At 37.2% G+C, this 16,431-nt stretch carries 10 protein-coding genes and 1 pseudogene; 9 read left to right on the forward strand and 2 right to left on the reverse strand.

Features of this window, described 5'->3' with window-relative positions; all coding sequences use genetic code 11:
• Window positions 1–92 precede the first annotated feature (92 nt).
• Window positions 93–2,828, forward strand: coding sequence for a sodium-translocating pyrophosphatase (locus AC27VX_RS06560; RefSeq protein WP_488694529.1), 2,736 nt, complete (start codon window positions 93–95; stop codon window positions 2,826–2,828).
• Between the two features lie 72 nt (window positions 2,829–2,900).
• On the opposite strand, the gene AC27VX_RS06565 is transcribed toward AC27VX_RS06560, so the two are convergent.
• The gene (locus AC27VX_RS06565) at window positions 2,901–4,040 is read right to left on the reverse strand and encodes an aminotransferase class I/II-fold pyridoxal phosphate-dependent enzyme (protein ID WP_488694531.1); all 1,140 of its coding nucleotides are present in this window, start codon (window positions 4,038–4,040) and stop codon (window positions 2,901–2,903) included.
• Between the two features lie 161 nt (window positions 4,041–4,201).
• Here AC27VX_RS06565 and AC27VX_RS06570 point away from each other — a divergent pair, with 161 nt between their 5' ends.
• The 7 genes from AC27VX_RS06570 (at window position 4,202) to AC27VX_RS06600 (ending at window position 11,289) form a co-directional block, all read left to right on the forward strand.
• A complete protein-coding gene (locus tag AC27VX_RS06570; RefSeq protein ID WP_488694533.1) occupies window positions 4,202–5,242 on the forward strand; it encodes a M28 family metallopeptidase in 1,041 nt (346 codons plus the stop codon).
• Between the two features lie 163 nt (window positions 5,243–5,405).
• The gene (locus AC27VX_RS06575) at window positions 5,406–5,780 is read left to right on the forward strand and encodes a VOC family protein (RefSeq protein ID WP_488694535.1); all 375 of its coding nucleotides are present in this window, start codon (window positions 5,406–5,408) and stop codon (window positions 5,778–5,780) included.
• Window positions 5,777–6,277 carry an endonuclease V gene (locus AC27VX_RS06580; RefSeq protein ID WP_300686551.1) on the forward strand — a complete coding sequence of 167 codons (501 nt, stop codon included), beginning with the start codon at window positions 5,777–5,779 and terminating at the stop codon, window positions 6,275–6,277. The genes AC27VX_RS06575 and AC27VX_RS06580 overlap by 4 nt, the downstream gene beginning before the upstream one ends.
• A gap of 153 nt (window positions 6,278–6,430) precedes the next feature.
• Window positions 6,431–7,606 carry an acetyl-CoA C-acyltransferase gene (locus AC27VX_RS06585; RefSeq protein ID WP_488694537.1) on the forward strand — a complete coding sequence of 392 codons (1,176 nt, stop codon included), beginning with the start codon at window positions 6,431–6,433 and terminating at the stop codon, window positions 7,604–7,606.
• 103 nt (window positions 7,607–7,709) lie between these two features.
• On the forward strand, window positions 7,710–8,603 hold the full coding sequence (locus AC27VX_RS06590; protein ID WP_488694539.1) for a leucine-rich repeat domain-containing protein: 894 nt from the start codon (window positions 7,710–7,712) through the stop codon (window positions 8,601–8,603).
• Between the two features lie 229 nt (window positions 8,604–8,832).
• Window positions 8,833–10,143, forward strand: a complete 1,311-nt coding sequence (locus tag AC27VX_RS06595; RefSeq protein ID WP_236859045.1) for a GEVED domain-containing protein — start codon at window positions 8,833–8,835, stop codon at window positions 10,141–10,143.
• A 327-nt stretch (window positions 10,144–10,470) separates the two neighbouring features.
• Window positions 10,471–11,289 (forward strand): GLPGLI family protein, encoded by an 819-nt coding sequence (locus tag AC27VX_RS06600; RefSeq protein ID WP_488694541.1) that lies wholly within the window; start codon window positions 10,471–10,473, stop codon window positions 11,287–11,289.
• 72 nt (window positions 11,290–11,361) lie between these two features.
• Here the strand turns inward: AC27VX_RS06600 and AC27VX_RS06605 are convergent, their stop codons facing one another.
• Complete coding sequence (locus AC27VX_RS06605; protein ID WP_488694543.1) at window positions 11,362–14,709, reverse strand: DEAD/DEAH box helicase; 3,348 nt, start codon at window positions 14,707–14,709, stop codon at window positions 11,362–11,364.
• 141 nt (window positions 14,710–14,850) lie between these two features.
• On the opposite strand from AC27VX_RS06605, the pseudogene AC27VX_RS06610 reads away from it, so the two are divergent.
• A pseudogene (locus AC27VX_RS06610) lies at window positions 14,851–16,337 on the forward strand (catalase).
• Window positions 16,338–16,431: the final 94 nt, after the last annotated feature.

The following is a 16,431-nucleotide window of genomic DNA, read 5'->3' on the forward strand; positions in this document are numbered from 1 at the left end:
ATATATTATTATGGATGGTTTTTATTAAGTGTTTATAAATTGAGTATATTTATAAGACTAATTACATTTTTTTAATATAAAAATAATAAACTATGGATTTGTTCTATTTAATTCCTGTTTTTGGTGTGGTGGCTTTAGTCTATACTTATATTCAAAGCAATTGGGTAAGTAGGCAGAACGCCGGAAACGAAAAAATGAAAATAATCAGCGGACACATTGCTGATGGTGCAATGGCCTTTCTAAAAGCCGAATACAAAATTTTAATGTACTTCGTAGTAGTGGTTGCTATTTTACTGGCTATAATGGGAGCTAGTAATGCCAATTCACACTGGAGTATAGGGCTTGCCTTCGTAGCAGGGGCCATATTTTCTGCCTCAGCAGGATTTATTGGGATGAAGATCGCTACAAAGGCAAATGTAAGAACTGCTGAAGCAGCAAGAACATCACTTTCCAAAGCGCTTAAGGTATCTTTTGCAGGAGGTTCTGTGATGGGTATGGGAGTTGCAGGGCTGGCTGTTTTGGGTTTGGGAGCTCTGTTTTTGATCATTAAACAGATTTTTGCACCCGAAGCCACGGTAGATTCTCACGAAATGGAAAGAACAATTGAAATTCTTACCGGATTCTCTCTGGGTGCCGAATCTATAGCTCTTTTTGCAAGAGTTGGAGGCGGAATTTATACAAAAGCAGCAGACGTTGGCGCAGATCTGGTAGGAAAGGTAGAAGCGGGAATTCCTGAAGATGATCCCCGAAATCCGGCAACTATTGCAGATAATGTAGGAGATAATGTAGGAGATGTTGCGGGCATGGGAGCGGATCTTTTTGGGTCTTATGTGGCTACTGTTCTTGCCACTATGGTATTGGGAAGAGAAACAATCTCTGATGATTCTTTTGGAGGTTTTGCACCCATTCTTTTGCCGATGCTGATTGCAGGAACCGGGATTATATTTTCGATGATAGGAACCCTGTTTGTAAGAATTAATGATAATGAAGGTTCATCTACATCCAGTGTACAGAATGCACTGAACTTAGGGAACTGGGGAAGTATTGTTATTACTGCCGTCGCATCCTATTTTCTGGTAACCTATATTCTTCCTGAAAAAATGGTTCTAAGAGGGCATGAGTTCACAAAAATGGGCGTGTTTGGAGCTATTATGGTAGGATTGGTTGTAGGAACCTTAATGAGTATCATTACAGAATATTATACAGCCATGGGAAAAAGACCCGTCTCCAGTATTGTCAGACAGTCTTCCACAGGCCATGCAACCAATATTATCGGAGGACTTTCCGTTGGAATGGAGTCTACTTTGCTGCCGATTATTGTGTTGGCAGGCGGAATTTATGGTTCTTACTTATGTGCAGGGCTGTATGGAGTAGCTATTGCAGCGGCAGGGATGATGGCTACCACAGCAATGCAGCTGGCCATTGACGCTTTTGGACCAATTGCCGATAATGCAGGAGGTATTGCTGAAATGAGTGAACTGCCGAAAGAAGTCCGTGAAAAAACAGATATTCTCGACGCGGTAGGAAATACAACAGCGGCTACAGGAAAAGGATTTGCTATCGCTTCAGCTGCATTAACTGCATTAGCTTTGTTTGCTGCTTTTGTAGGAATTGCCGGCATCGATGGAATAGATATTTACAGGGCCGATGTTTTAGCTGGGCTGTTTGTAGGCGGGATGATACCATTTATATTTTCTTCATTAGCCATCACGGCAGTGGGGCAGGCTGCAATGGCCATGGTGGAAGAGGTCAGAAGACAGTTTCGCGAAATTCCCGGAATTTTAGAAGGAAAAGCACAGCCGGAATATGAAAAATGTGTTGCCATTTCTACGGATGCTTCCATTAGAAAAATGATGCTGCCTGGAGCTATTGCAATTATTTCTCCATTACTAATGGGCTTTATCTTTGGTCCTGAAGTGTTGGGAGGATTTTTAGCTGGTGCTACAGTAACTGGAGTTCTGATGGGAATGTTTCAGAATAACGCAGGAGGAGCCTGGGATAATGCAAAAAAATCATTTGAAAAAGGAGTAGATATCAACGGACAGACTTATTATAAAGGATCCGAACCTCATAAAGCTTCTGTAACAGGAGATACTGTGGGAGATCCGTTTAAAGATACTTCCGGCCCTTCTATGAATATCCTTATTAAGCTGATGTCGATTGTCTCATTAGTGATAGCACCTACTCTTGCTGTGCTGCATAAAGATAAAATTGAAGCCAACAGAAAGGCTAAGCTGGAAAGCCTTATGAGAATTTCCAATATGAATTCAACTGCATTGAATACAGATCTTACCGGAGTGCCGTCTTCACCTAGTGAAGTGAAAGGTCATCTTAACGAAAACGGAGATTTTGTGTATGAAACAGGTAATATCCAGAAAATAAAACTGAACGGAGGTCAAACTATTGCCTTAGGAGATGGTAGCCAGCTTTATCAGCTTTATCAGGCTGTTAAGCAAAGAGATAAGTCTATATTGGATTCTAATAAATGGTATACCATTGAAAACCTTTATTTTCAAACAGGATCAAGTGATCTGAAAGCTGGTTATGAAATGCAGCTGAATATCCTGGCTGAAATCTTAAATGCTTATCCTGATATGAAAATAAAGCTAGGCGGTTATACTGATAACAGCGGAAGTGAAGAAAGCAACCAGCAGCTTTCCAGTTTACGGGCACAAACAGCAAAGCTTAAGCTTTTGGAACTGGGTGTTCCTGCGGACAGAATAGAAGCTGAAGGCTACGGAATACAACATCCTGTTTGCGAAGCTAATGATACCGATGAATGTAAGGCAAAAAACAGAAGAATTGATGTAAGAGTTCTGGCTTTTTAAAATCAATTGAAAATACTATTAAAGCACCGTTTTTGCGGTGCTTTTTTATAGGTGCCAGATTGAATTTAAGAATTAAAGATTTTTTCTCAGATGTTCCAAAGCCTGAATGATTACTTCATCTTTTTTAGCAAAGCTGAACCTTATATAATCTGAATCATGTCTTGAATGATAAAACGCTGAAAGAGGAAGGCAGGCCACTTTCTTCTCTACAGTCAGCCATTTTGAAAACTCTACATCAGTCATGGTACGGGAAATATTTCTGAAATTGACGATCTGGAAAACACTTCCTTCTGCCTTTTGTTCAATGATCAGGGATGTTTCTTTAAGAAGATCGTTAAAAATATCTCTTTTCCTCTGCATTATGACGGTATTCATTTTCGGATCAAATACTTCCATATATTTTGCCAAAGCATACTGAGCCGGAGCATTGGCACTGTAAGAAATATATTGCTGGTGGCACCTGAATCCTGCCGTTAACTCTTCGGAAGCGAGCATATAACTGACTTTCCACCCTGAGGTATGAAACATTTTTCCAAAGGAAAAAATACAAAATGTCCGTTTTCTAAGCTCAGGATGAATAAATGAGCTGTAATGATCAGTCTCATCATAACAGTAGGTATCATAAATCTCTTCCGAAATCAAATAGATCTCACGGTTTTTGATGAGGTCATACAACTGGTTCCAGTCTTCTTTTTTCCAAATTTTTCCGGTTGGATTTTGTGGGGAATTGACAATAATAGCTTTTGTTTTTTCAGAAATGCAATCTTTGAATCCGTCCCAGTCTACAGTAAAATCATCTTCTAGATCATAGTACACCGGGACCCCTCCATTCATTACCACAGAAGGCCCATAAGTATAATAGGAAGGTTGAATAATGATAACTTCATCATTTTGATTCAGAATAGATTTGAGTGCAGTATATAAAGCAAAAGTTGCACATGGGATAATAGTTACTTCCCGGGTGGTAACAGCAATGCTGTTTTTTCTTTTTGCATTAAAATTAACAATATTTTTAATCAGGAGAGGGTTACCTGCAAGAGGTTCATAATTATGAGTGGCGAGTTCAGCCGATTCTTTTAAAAAGAATTTGAGCCTTTCATCAATATCAAAATCAGGAAGACCTAACGAAAGATCATAGCTTCCATGCTTTGATGCCAATTCGGACATTGCTGTAAAAAAGGAATAATGAGTATAATTCTGTATTTCCTTCATCTATTTTGTAATTTTCTCAAATGTAATAAAAAATTAATGCAGTATTGATTTTAATTTTTGTGATATATTAATAAATGAATGATTCTGCCCTGGTTTTAAGATCTTTGTCGTTTGTCGCTTAGATTCAATAAAAAATGTTATTTTTAAGAAATTTATTCTTTATGAAAAAACTACTTATTCCGTTATTTTCTGTAGCTGTACTTAGCAGTTGCGGAACGGCAAAAATGTCTGATGGTAAATCATCCCATCCTGTATCTACAAAGCATGATAGGGCTTTTTCTGATGCATATAAGATGATCAAAGCTGAGGACCTTAAGAAGAACCTTTATGTAATTGCATCCGATGAGATGGAAGGGAGAGATACCGGAAGTAAAGGACAGAAAAAAGCGGGAGAGTATATCATTAACTATTATAAAAATTTAGGAATTTCAGGGCCCAAAGCATTAGGTTCTTATTACCAGAAAGTTCCTGCAGATTTTATGAAAAAAAGAGGAGGAGGTAACCTTCCGGATTCTGAAAATATTCTGGCCTTTATCGAAGGAAGCGAAAAACCTGAAGAAATTGTGGTTGTTTCTGCTCATTATGACCACGTTGGAGTGAAAAACGGAGTGGTATACAATGGTGCTGATGATGACGGAAGCGGAACCGTTGCTGTAATGGAAATTGCCAAAGCTTTCCAGGAAGCTAAAAAAGCAGGAAAAGGACCTAAAAGATCTATGTTGTTCTTGCACGTTACAGGAGAAGAGCATGGTTTATTTGGTTCAGAATACTATTCCCAGAACCCTGTTTTCCCGTTAGCGAATACAGTAGTTGACCTTAATATAGATATGATTGGACGTGATGATCCTGCCAACAGAGGAAAGCAATATGTCTATGTAATTGGTTCAGAAATGTTGAGCTCAGAGCTTAAAGTCATCAACGAAGCTGCCAATAAAAGAACCAATAACCTGGAACTTAATTATAAATATGATGATCTGAATGATCCTGAGCAATTGTATTACCGTTCAGACCATTATAATTTTGCAAAACATAATATTCCTGTAGCATTTTTCTTTGACGGAATTCATGAAGATTACCACAAACCGACTGATGATCCGGACAAAATTGATTATAATTTGCTGGAAAAGAGAACTCAGCTTATTTTCACTACTGCCTGGGACATTGCCAACAGAGCAGAAAGAATTGTTGTAGATAGGAAATAATAATGTTATTTGTTGGCAAGGACAAAGAAATGATAAATAAAAGCCATTAAAATAAAGAACTTTTTTAAATGCCGTTTGAAATTTATAAAAGATGAAACCTTGTGCTTGCCAATAATACGATTAACATCCGATTTAAAAGGATTCATAAAAATAAAAAGCAGCCATGAAACAGCAGGTAAAATCAATCCGCCCTTTTATTGGAGCCCAAAACTTTGAGATAAGCAGAAATTTCTATAAAGATCTGGGTTTTGAAGAAATAGTTCTTGAATCTAAGCTTTCTTTGTTCAGAAAACAGGAAACAGCTTTTTACCTTCAGGACTATTATGCCAAAGACTGGATAGAAAATACAATGATTTTTATGGAAGTTGACAATACAGATGAATTTTGGCAGGAGCTTTTGTCACTCAGCCTTGCCAGTAAATATGAAAATGTAAAACTTACTCCCGTAAGAATAATGGAATGGGGAAAAGAATGCTTTGTACATGATCCGTCAGGAATTTTATGGCATTTTGGAGAGTTTTTTAAGAATAAAATATGATATACGCATTTGACACCTATTATTATGAAGACTATGCCAATACGGTATGTCTTGCATTTGAAAACTGGGATTCAGAAGATGAAGTTGAGGTCTTTATTGAAGAAACAGATATCAACTCTGAATATGAAAGCGGAGCATTTTATAAAAGAGAGTTGCCATGCATCTTGAGCCTGTTAAAGAAAATAGTATTACGTCCTGGGGATATTATCCTTGTTGACGGTTATGTAACCCTTGATAATGAAGGTAAAATCGGATTAGGTGGACATTTGTACGAAGCTTTAGAAGAAAAATATCCTATTGTTGGAATTGCAAAAAACGGATTTACAAGTCCTGATTCCCAAAGGAGAAATGTATTGCGGGGAGAAAGTAAAACGCCTCTTTTTCTTACTGCAAAAGGGGTTGATGTAGATGAAATAAAATCCAAAATAGAGCTGATGCACGGTACTTTCAGGATTCCAACCTTACTGAAAAAACTGGATCAACTGAGTCGGAAATAAAAATCTGGGGTCTTACCATAAGTTGTAAGACTTTTTTTAATACAAATAATACCAATCGGTATAAATTGTTTATATTTGTATAGATCCCATCAGAAGGGAGGAAATTTTTTAACTAAAAATATACCGATTGGTATTTTTAAATAACATATAACTATGAAAGAAGTATTTATAATTGCAGCTAAGCGTACACCTATCGGTGGATTTATGGGAAGTCTTTCCGGATTTTCAGCTCCTCAGCTAGGGGCTCTGGCCATACAGAATGCCTATGAAAGTGTACAGCTCACCCCGGAGTCTATAGACAGCGTGTATATGGGAAATGTACTAAGTGCAGGCGTAGGGCAGTCACCAGCCAGACAGTCAGCTGTTTTTTCTAAAATTCCGGTAAATAAAGATGCTACAACGATCAATAAAGTTTGTGCTTCCGGAATGAAATCAGCAATGATAGGGGCACAGCAAATTCAGCTTGGACTGGAAAATATTGTAATGACAGGAGGTATGGAAAGTATGAGTAATGTTCCGCATTATACGCATCTCCGTCACGGTAAAAAATTAGGAGATACAACGCTTACAGACGGATTGATTAAAGATGGCTTGTGGGATGTCTATAATGATTTCCATATGGGAAGTGCAGCAGAACTTGGTGTGAAGAAATACGGGCTTACAAGACCGCAGCTTGATGATTATGCTTTGCTTTCTTATAAGAGAGCTCAGGATGCTGTTTTAAACAGTAAATTCAGTAATGAACTGATCAGTATTTCAGTTGAAGGAAGAAAAGGAACGACAGTGATAGATAGAGATGAAGATATTGATAAACTTATCCCGGGAAAAATTTCCCTGCTAAAACCTGCTTTTGAAAATGATGGCTCACTCACTGCAGCTAACTCAAGCAATTTAAATGATGGTGCTGCAGCCATAATCCTGGCATCTTCAGAAGCTGTTAAGGAGCATAATCTTACTCCATTGGCTAAAATTATAGCCTATGCTGATGCAGCCCAATCACCGGAATGGTTTACCACCACACCCTCAATAGCTATTAATAAAGTATTGAAGCAGGCAGGTCTAAGCCTTTCTGATATTGATTATTTTGAAATTAATGAAGCCTATTCATCTGTTATTTTATCCAATCAGCAGATTCTGGGCTATGATTTAGATAAAGTAAATGTTTATGGGGGAGCTGTTGCGTTAGGGCATCCTATCGGGGCTTCCGGAGCACGTATTATAACAACACTGGTGAATGTATTACGTCAGGAAAAGGGCAGATACGGGATCGCAGCAATCTGTAACGGAGGCGGAGGAGCATCAGCAATTCTTATAGAAAATATAAGCTGAAATTCAGGGAAAAGACTAAATTGAAGCTTTTAAAATAAAATTCATAAATTTCAATATATTTTGAGAGATCTTTTGAAAAATTCTGTAAAATAATATAATACTAATGCGAGAACATTTTGAGGATTTATTGGATAGAAAGGGGGATTATTGGAAAATGATTCCGACTAATGAGAGAGTGGTATATTCTGTTGATAAAGAAATTTCGGATAAAGAAGATGTTAAAATTATAACAGTTAGTAAACACCATAAAAACTGGAAGCAGATTTTTGAATACCCTAATATTGAAGAACTTAATCTCGATCAGCCCAGTCAGGAACAGATTCAGCTGATCAGCGAACTGAATAATATTAAAAGATTAAGAATTACCTCTTTCCGGACTAAAGATATTGAATTTATGAAAAACTTTGTGAACTTAGAAGAACTCGCATTGGAATATGTTTCAGGATTTACAGATCTTTCACCGTTACAGCACCTTGCAAAGCTGAAATGCCTTCATCTGGAAAATTTGCGCAGTATTTCAGATTTTGACGGGCTTAGCGGGATAAAAAAATTAAAGTTTCTTCATATTGAGGGTACATTAGACTGGAAACAGCCTATCAATAACTTTTCATTTTTGGCAGGGCTTCCTGATTTAGAATTTTTCAGCCTTGGGTTAATTAATTGTAAGTCTGATTTTCCGGCTTTTCTTCCAGTATTGGAACTGAAAAAGCTTCAGTACATAAGAATAGGAATGGCGACACTGGAAACCCCGGAATTTGCCTTTCTGGAAACTGCCTTACCTTCAGTGAAGAAGGGATTTCAGAAAGGGTTCTCATGGCCGCTTTATACTAACATAGATTATACGGACCAAGGTTATGTAACATTACTTGGAAAAGGGCAGGGAAGAGTAAAAGTGAACAAGCCAGGCGCATCAGCTAAACTTGAAGCATTTGTCAAACAGTATGAGGAATATAAACAGGCTGCTATTGAAATCATTTCAAACTATCATAAAGATTAACAGCAGAAGTTGATTTTTCTGTTAAATAATCGGCTATTCCTTACTATAATTTAAGAATAGCCGATTTTTTCAAGCATCCATTGTTCATTATTTTTAATTAATCCGGTGATTTGATGTTATTTGTTGAGTTAATTATCAGCAAATATGAATAAACTGACAAATGTCATTGTGTTCTTATTTTTATTGATTCTAAATAAATATAAATTTGTCTCAAGAAATTTAAGAATAAATGAAAAAAATAACTACCCTTTCTGCTGTTGCTCTCTGTTCACTGATGAATGCTCAGGTACAGTACTGTATGCCTGCCTTTCAGTATGGAGCTGACAGCAATATGATTAGCAATGTTACCTTTGGGAATATTAATAATTCCTCATCCGTTCAGTCTTCAAATGCACAGATCTATGAAAACTTCACTTCTATATCCACAGATCTGCAGGCAGGAAACTCGTATCCGATTTCAGTGAAAGGCCCATCCAGTACTTTCCCAAGTGATGTGGTAGTATTTATCGATTTTAATCAGAATGGGAATTTTGATGATGCAGGTGAAAGTTTTTATATCGGAAGAATTGCGGCTGCTAATCCTGCTAATGCTTTCACAATCAACAGTTCCATCGTTATCCCGGCTACTGCTGCGAATGGAAGTACAAGAATGAGAGTTCTTAAAAATACAAATGTTTCAGCCTATTCAGATCCTAATGCTCCCAATTCTATCAATTCAGCCTGTGACTCAAGCTTAAGGGCAGGGCAGACAGAAGAATATACGGTGAATATTTTGGGAAGCACCGCGAATTTTCCTTTCCCGTACTGTGGTACTGAAAATGTAACGAGTCTTACAGTAAGTGAAATTGGTGGAGTAGAATTTGCAGGAATGGTCAATAACAGTGTTATCAATGGTAATTCGGATGTTCTTGAGAATTTTACAAGTGTTGTTTTCAATGTTAACCGTGGAAATAATTACCCGATTAAAGTAATAGGAGGCACTCACGGACAATCTACGGTATCAGCCTATGCTTATATAGATTTCAATCACAATAACCTTTTTGATAGCGATGAAGTATTCAATTTAGGGTATCTGGATAACTCCAATCCTGTTGCTGGTGACCAATCCGGCGTGGTTTTAGGGAATATTACAATACCTATGAATGCTTTGTTGGGAGAGACCCGTTTCAGACTGGTAAAAGCATATGAATCAAACTCGTGGATGGGAGTATTGGAAAATCTTCCATGTCCTAAGGCCTGGTTTATAGGACAGGTGGAAGATTATACAATCAATGTACAGCTTGAAAGCCTCTCTACAGCTGAGGTTTCTAAAAATTCAACAGCTCTGGTGAAGATATATCCTAATCCAGCAACAGGTTCCGCAACGATCAAAATGAAAGAAGGTCTCGATAAATATGAGATTTATACGCTGTCAGGGCAGAAAATAGAGGAAGGAACTTCTCTGGCCATAAATATGGAAAACCTTATTCCGGGAACATATATGATCAGAATCCTTACAAAAGATAAAAAAGTAATCACCGAAAAAATCATTAAAAAATAAACACATATCTAATCATATCCATATCAATTTTTGTTTTTTTAATCGACAGGTCCTATTATCCTGTCGATTTTGTTTTTTATCCCGAAAAGACCGTCTTTAAGAGGATTTTAACTAAAATAATTCTATGGGTGGTAATTGTTAAATTTCAAACAGGAATCTTTAACTTTTAACCTTAAAAATTATCAAAACTTTATAAAGTACAGGTGTTTCCGGGCTGAGAAATTGAACTTATTTTTACAGAAACATTTAAACCTGCTATTTCATATCAAAAGGACCCTTTCAAAAACTGTTGAAACCTCTTTGAGTATGATATAGAAATCTAATACCATGAAAAAAACAGTACTTATTGCAGTTCTTTCTGCAGGGTTCTGGGCACAAGCTCAAACCCACCGCTTTATCTATGATGTTGTTTATAAAAAAGATCCTGCATCAGAAATTCTTACAAAAGAAAATTTTCACCTGGACATACATCCGGACAGAACAGATTATTATCAGAGAGATTTTTTTATTGCCGATTCTCTGATCAGTAATAATATTCAGTTTCCAAAAGATGCTAAACTCAATACTTCCACTATCGTTTCGCATAAACCGGGAGAAGAGATGTATAACGAATATGATTTGCTGGAAAATACGATTTTAAAACTGCAGACTAATGATACTCAAAACTGGAAACTGACAAACGAAAGTAAAAAAGTTAAGAATTTTACCTTACAGAAAGCAACCACTCATTATGGAGGCAGAGAATGGACTGCATGGTTTGCTAAAGAAATCCCTTTTCAGGAAGGTCCGTACAAATTTCATGGCCTGCCGGGGCTGATCATAGAGCTTTATGATGATAAAAGTAACTATAAATTTGAACTGGTGAAATCTACAAAACTCGATAAGCCGGTGAAAAATATGTTTATAGATATGGCAAAGCAAAACGGTGTCGCCACCCCATGGGAAAAGTATAAAAGTACAAAACTGGCCTTTTATGAATCTCCTATTAATTTCATCAGGAATGGAATACAGGGCGATCAGTTTTTCCTGAATGACGGAACGCAGGTGAATGCTGCCAATAGACGTGAAGTAAATGAAAGATTAAAAGAAACCATTAAAAAGTATAATAATCCAATTGATCTGGATAAGAAAATCAATTATAAATAACCTCATAAAAAAGTCTGCTTCAAATATGAAGCAGACTTTTTAAGCTTTATATTGACGCTAAAGCCAGAACCGTTATTTCTGAGAATCGGTTTCCAGCAAGTCCATCAGGTCACGCTTTGATAATCCCTGTAGTTTTTTTCCATCCGTCTGGAGCAGATTTTGGGCCAGCAGCTTTTTTTTCTTTTGAAGGATCAGTATTTTCTCTTCCACGGTATTGGAACAGATCATTCGGACGGCAATTACATTTTTAGTTTGTCCAATACGGTAGCTTCGGTCAATTGCCTGGTTTTCAATAGCAGGATTCCACCAAGGATCTATCAGATAAATATAATCAGCCTGGGTAAGGTTAAGCCCAACACCTCCCGCCTTTAAGCTGATAAGGAATACTCTGACATTTTTATTTTTCTGAAAATTAGAGACTTTTTCTCCTCGGTTTTTTGTTTGCCCTGTAAGGTATTCGAATGAAATACCGTGTTTTTCCAATTCAGCTTTAACCAGATCCAGCATCCCCACAAATTGTGAAAATACCAGGATCTTATGGTCTTTTGATTTTCCGAGAATCTGTTCTGTCAGAATCTCGATTTTTACGGCATTTTCCCCGGAATATCCTTCTTTAATCAGTGCAGGAGAGTTGCAGATTTGCCGAAGCCTTGTAAGCCCTGTAAGAACATGCATACTGTTTTTATTGAGTTCGTCATCGTCATTGCTGGCAATGAATTCCCGGAGTTCTTTTTCATAAGCATCATAGATCCGGCGCTGTTCTGAATTCATTTCACAGTAAATCACCGTTTCCGTCTTCTCAGGAAGCTCTTTGGCTACCTGTTTTTTGGTTCTTCTGAGGATAAATGGTTTTATCTTCTGCTGAAGTTCTACAGCACGTTTACTGTATTCAAATTTATCAATAGGAATAGCATAAATATCTTTAAAAGACTGCTTGCTTCCCAACAACCCGGGACAGGCAAAAGAAAGCTGGCTGTAAAGGTCAAAAGTACTGTTTTCTACAGGCGTTCCTGTCAATACAATTCTATTTCTCGACTGAAGCAGACGGGCAGCCTTATATCTCTCTGAATTTGGATTCTTAATGGTTTGTGATTCATCAAGAAAAATATAATTGAAATGGAGTGTTTTAAGAAACCGAATATCGGAAAGCAGCATTCCATAAGTGGTGAGGACTACTTCATATTCAGGCATATGAATAATTGTTTTGGATCTGTCTGCTCCGTAATGCAGTAAAACTTTTATAGAAGGTGCAAACCTGCTGATTTCTTCCTGCCAGTTGAAAAGCAGGGAAGTAGGTACTACAATGAGATTGGTGGTATGCCCCCGTTTTTCCCGCTGTGACAAAATAAATGCAATAATCTGAATGGTTTTTCCAAGTCCCATATCATCAGCCAGACATCCTCCAAAATTAAATCCATCAAGAAAGTTCAGCCAGTTCAGTCCATCATGCTGATAATCTCTCAATTCAGCATTTAACGTAGCCGGAATACTCACTACAGGTATTTTTTTAGCCTTTGAAAATTGTGATGAGTAGGTTGTAATTTCATTCTGAACTTCTTTATTAAGTACTTCTTTTTCAAAAAGTGAGGAAATTTCAGTAAAATTAATCTTTGGAATTTTTAGTAATTCCTCATCAATTTCGCCGGCCTGAAAATAAGCGGATATTTTTTCTACCCATTCTTCCGGAAGGATGCCCAAAGTACCATCATCCAGCTGTACAAATTTGCTTTTATTGCGGATACTTCTGTGAAGCTGCTTCAGTGTTGCTTCTTTTTGTCCGAATCCTACTTTTAGCTTGGCATTAAACCAATCCAGTCCGCTGGTAATCTGAATGTTGATCTTCGCCCGGTGAGCATTAAGCTTATTGTTTTTTAATTCATTGAAACCGAGTATGGTAATTCCTTCATTGCGCCATACATCAAATGCTTCAAGAAACCAGTTGTTATCCAGGAACTTATCTCTGTGCAGATAAAAATACTGATAGCCGTCCATCTGCTCTTCAAAATCAGGATGCTGCTGCATAATCAGAGAAGTGAAACGGGCTTCTGCAGCATCATTTCTTTCTATCTTAAATGGATTTCCATTTTGATCCATATCAAAAATCTGCTTCCTGGAGTATACCGGAACTTCTACCTGGCCATACTTCATTACAGGCGTAATTCCGATATAATTTTCCTGCTGACGAAGATAAACAACCTTTTCTATCTGATAATTTTTATCTTCAAGCTGTGCTTTCGTTGCTGTTTGTATGTAGTTATAATTGATGTGTATACGTTCTTCAAGAGTAGACAGGATGTTTTGCATAAAATCATCATATTTTGAAGAATGAATAAGCAGAATCTCGTTATTAGCTTTAAAAAATCTAATGATTCTGAGGAGGTCCGGATGGTCTATGAAGCTGAATACGTTTTTGTTATATATAAAATATTCATTTTTAAGAACAATATTTTTAAAAGGTATGGAGAGATCATTGAACTGTAATTCTCCTGTTATTTCATAAAAAGGATCTTTCTTAAATACAGATAGTTGTACCTCTGCATCTAAAGTTTTAAGTTCAATAGGGGTAAGCGACTTTGCAGAGATGGTTTCTGCAATTTCGCGGTCATGATAATATACCTCCAGCTCCAGAGGATTCTGTACAATCAGTTTTAAAGCTTCAAGTTCTGAGTGATTATAATCTTCGTTATAATTATTTTGGAAAGAGGTAACGGCCGTGTAGAATTTAATATCCTGTGGTTTTTCCGCTTTCCATATCAGCTGCATGGTATCTACAGAAGTAACCGGGTTTTTAATTTTTCCGTTTTGGGTAATTTCTGACTCCATTAAAGAAAAAACCAGATGATTATAGTAACGGTGTTTTCCCATCACTAATATCTGCTTTTTGCCGTTTGCCAGTAATGAAAGTTGATCCATAAGAGAAGGCTGCTGTGGAATAAAATCTCTTTCTAATATCAGGCCATCCAGAGGTAATATCTCTTTGATTTTAGGAAGAATTTCAATTTTGCCTTCTGTATAGTTCAACTGAAAATAAAGATCGAGATCTGGTTCATGTTCCAGACCATATGCCTTTGCTTTTGGGATAAACATATTCTTACGAAGCGTATCATCAAAAAACGCCCGGAATTTTTTTTCTTCCAGAATAGCATGGATAATTTCTGTCTGATGGGAACAGAGCTGATTCTGCGCATTATCACAGGTACAGGAGCAAAGAACAGAATGGCCAATCCTGCTCACAGTAACGATAGGAAAATCCTGAAGAGATGTTCTTTTTGTAAATGTTCCTGTATTATTTTCAATGGTTACAGGATAAATTCCGTAAAAATCTTTGATACCAATAAACGCACTGTCTGTGGTATGTTTCAACAGATCATACACGGATAGGGTGCTGATATTGACATCTTCAAGAATATATTCTGCCATAAAAATTGATCCTGACAAACTTACAAAAAACAAAGTAAATAATAAGGGGATAAATCTATTTTTGGACCGTTGTTTTATGCAGAAACTGGATGAGTTTATTCCCAAATAAAGAGGATAGCTTTGGTTAATAAATTATTCATTATGAAGCAAGATAAACTAACCAATCGAACCGGTGCACCAGTATCAGATAACCAGAATATTTTAACAGCAGGCAGACGAGGTCCGGCTTTACTGCAGGATATCTGGTTTTTAGAGAAAATGGCCCATTTTGACAGGGAAGTTATTCCTGAACGAAGGATGCATGCTAAGGGATCCGGAGCTTTTGGTGTTTTTAAAGTAACACATGATATTACAAAATATACCAGGGCCAAACTGTTTTCCACAGTAGGAAAAGAAACGCCATTATTTATTCGTTTTTCTACAGTAGCAGGAGAAAGAGGTGCAGCAGATGCTGAAAGAGATATACGAGGCTTCGCATTAAAATTTTATACCGAAGAAGGGAATTGGGATTTGGTGGGAAATAATACCCCTGTTTTTTTTCTGCGTGATCCTTTAAAATTTCCGGATTTAAATCATGCCGTAAAAAGAGATCCCCATACCAATATGAGAAGTGCAGATAATAACTGGGATTTCTGGACATTGTTACCGGAATCGCTACATCAGGTAACGATTACCATGAGTGACCGCGGAATTCCCAAGTCATATAGGCATATGGATGGTTTTGGAAGCCATACATTCAGTTTTATCAATGATGAAAATAAACGTTTTTGGGTTAAATTCCATTTTAAAACACAGCAGGGTATTCAGAATATCAGTAATGCAGAAGCAAAATCAATCATTGGAGAAGACAGGGAAAGTCATCAAAAAGATTTGTATGAAAGTATTAAGGCAGGTAATTTTCCGAAATGGACGATGTATGTTCAGATTATGAAAGAAGAAGAAGCAGACCGCTATTCTGTTAATCCATTTGATTTAACAAAAGTTTGGCCGCATGGAGATTATCCCTTAATTCAGGTAGGAGAATTTACCCTTAACAGAAATCCTTCCAATTATTTTGCAGAAGTTGAACAGGCGGCATTCAATCCTGCATCGATTGTTCCGGGTATTGGTTTTTCACCTGATAAAATGCTTCAGGGACGGCTGTTTTCCTATGGAGATACCCAACGATACAGATTAGGGGTAAATCATCATCAGATACCTGTTAATGCGCCTAAATGCCCTTATCATTCTTATCACCGTGATGGAGCAATGCGTACAGACGGTAATTTTGAAAGCACCCTGGGATATGAACCTAACAGTTTTAAACAATGGGAAGAGCAGCCTGATTTTAGTGAGCCACCTTTAAAAATAAATGGAGATGCCGGCCATTGGGACCACCGTGAAGATGATATTATTTTTCTCAACCAGGAAATCTTTTCAGACTTATGTCGGATGTGCAAAAAGAGATCTTATTTCAGAATACAGCAGAAGCAGTAGGTGAGGCACAGCAGTTTATTCAGATCCGCCATATAAGAAATTGTTATCAGGCTGATCCAGCGTACGGTGAAGGAGTAGCTGAAGCACTTGGGCTATCCATGCAGTCAGTATTTGATTATGAGGGATATGAAATGAAGAGAATTTTGAAGTAGCTGAAAGAGGATTGCTGCATTTGGACATTTTCTGAAAACAGGTTAGGATTAAACAACGCTATAGGCCTTAATTGGTGGCAGAGATGACCTTAGT

The sequence above is a fragment of the Chryseobacterium sp. 14P4.3.2 genome (genome assembly GCF_057799275.1).

Coding starts and splice junctions, on each gene's coding strand:
- AC27VX_RS06600 (WP_488694541.1), top strand. CDS start 10,471: ATGAAAAAAACAGTACTTATTGCAGTTCTTTCTGCAGGGTTCTGGGCA.
- AC27VX_RS06605 (WP_488694543.1), bottom strand. CDS start 14,709: ATGGCAGAATATATTCTTGAAGATGTCAATATCAGCACCCTATCCGTG.
- AC27VX_RS06580 (WP_300686551.1), top strand. CDS start 5,777: ATGATATACGCATTTGACACCTATTATTATGAAGACTATGCCAATACG.
- AC27VX_RS06560 (WP_488694529.1), top strand. CDS start 93: ATGGATTTGTTCTATTTAATTCCTGTTTTTGGTGTGGTGGCTTTAGTC.
- AC27VX_RS06565 (WP_488694531.1), bottom strand. CDS start 4,040: ATGAAGGAAATACAGAATTATACTCATTATTCCTTTTTTACAGCAATG.
- AC27VX_RS06595 (WP_236859045.1), top strand. CDS start 8,833: ATGAAAAAAATAACTACCCTTTCTGCTGTTGCTCTCTGTTCACTGATG.
- AC27VX_RS06570 (WP_488694533.1), top strand. CDS start 4,202: ATGAAAAAACTACTTATTCCGTTATTTTCTGTAGCTGTACTTAGCAGT.
- AC27VX_RS06590 (WP_488694539.1), top strand. CDS start 7,710: ATGCGAGAACATTTTGAGGATTTATTGGATAGAAAGGGGGATTATTGG.
- AC27VX_RS06575 (WP_488694535.1), top strand. CDS start 5,406: ATGAAACAGCAGGTAAAATCAATCCGCCCTTTTATTGGAGCCCAAAAC.
- AC27VX_RS06585 (WP_488694537.1), top strand. CDS start 6,431: ATGAAAGAAGTATTTATAATTGCAGCTAAGCGTACACCTATCGGTGGA.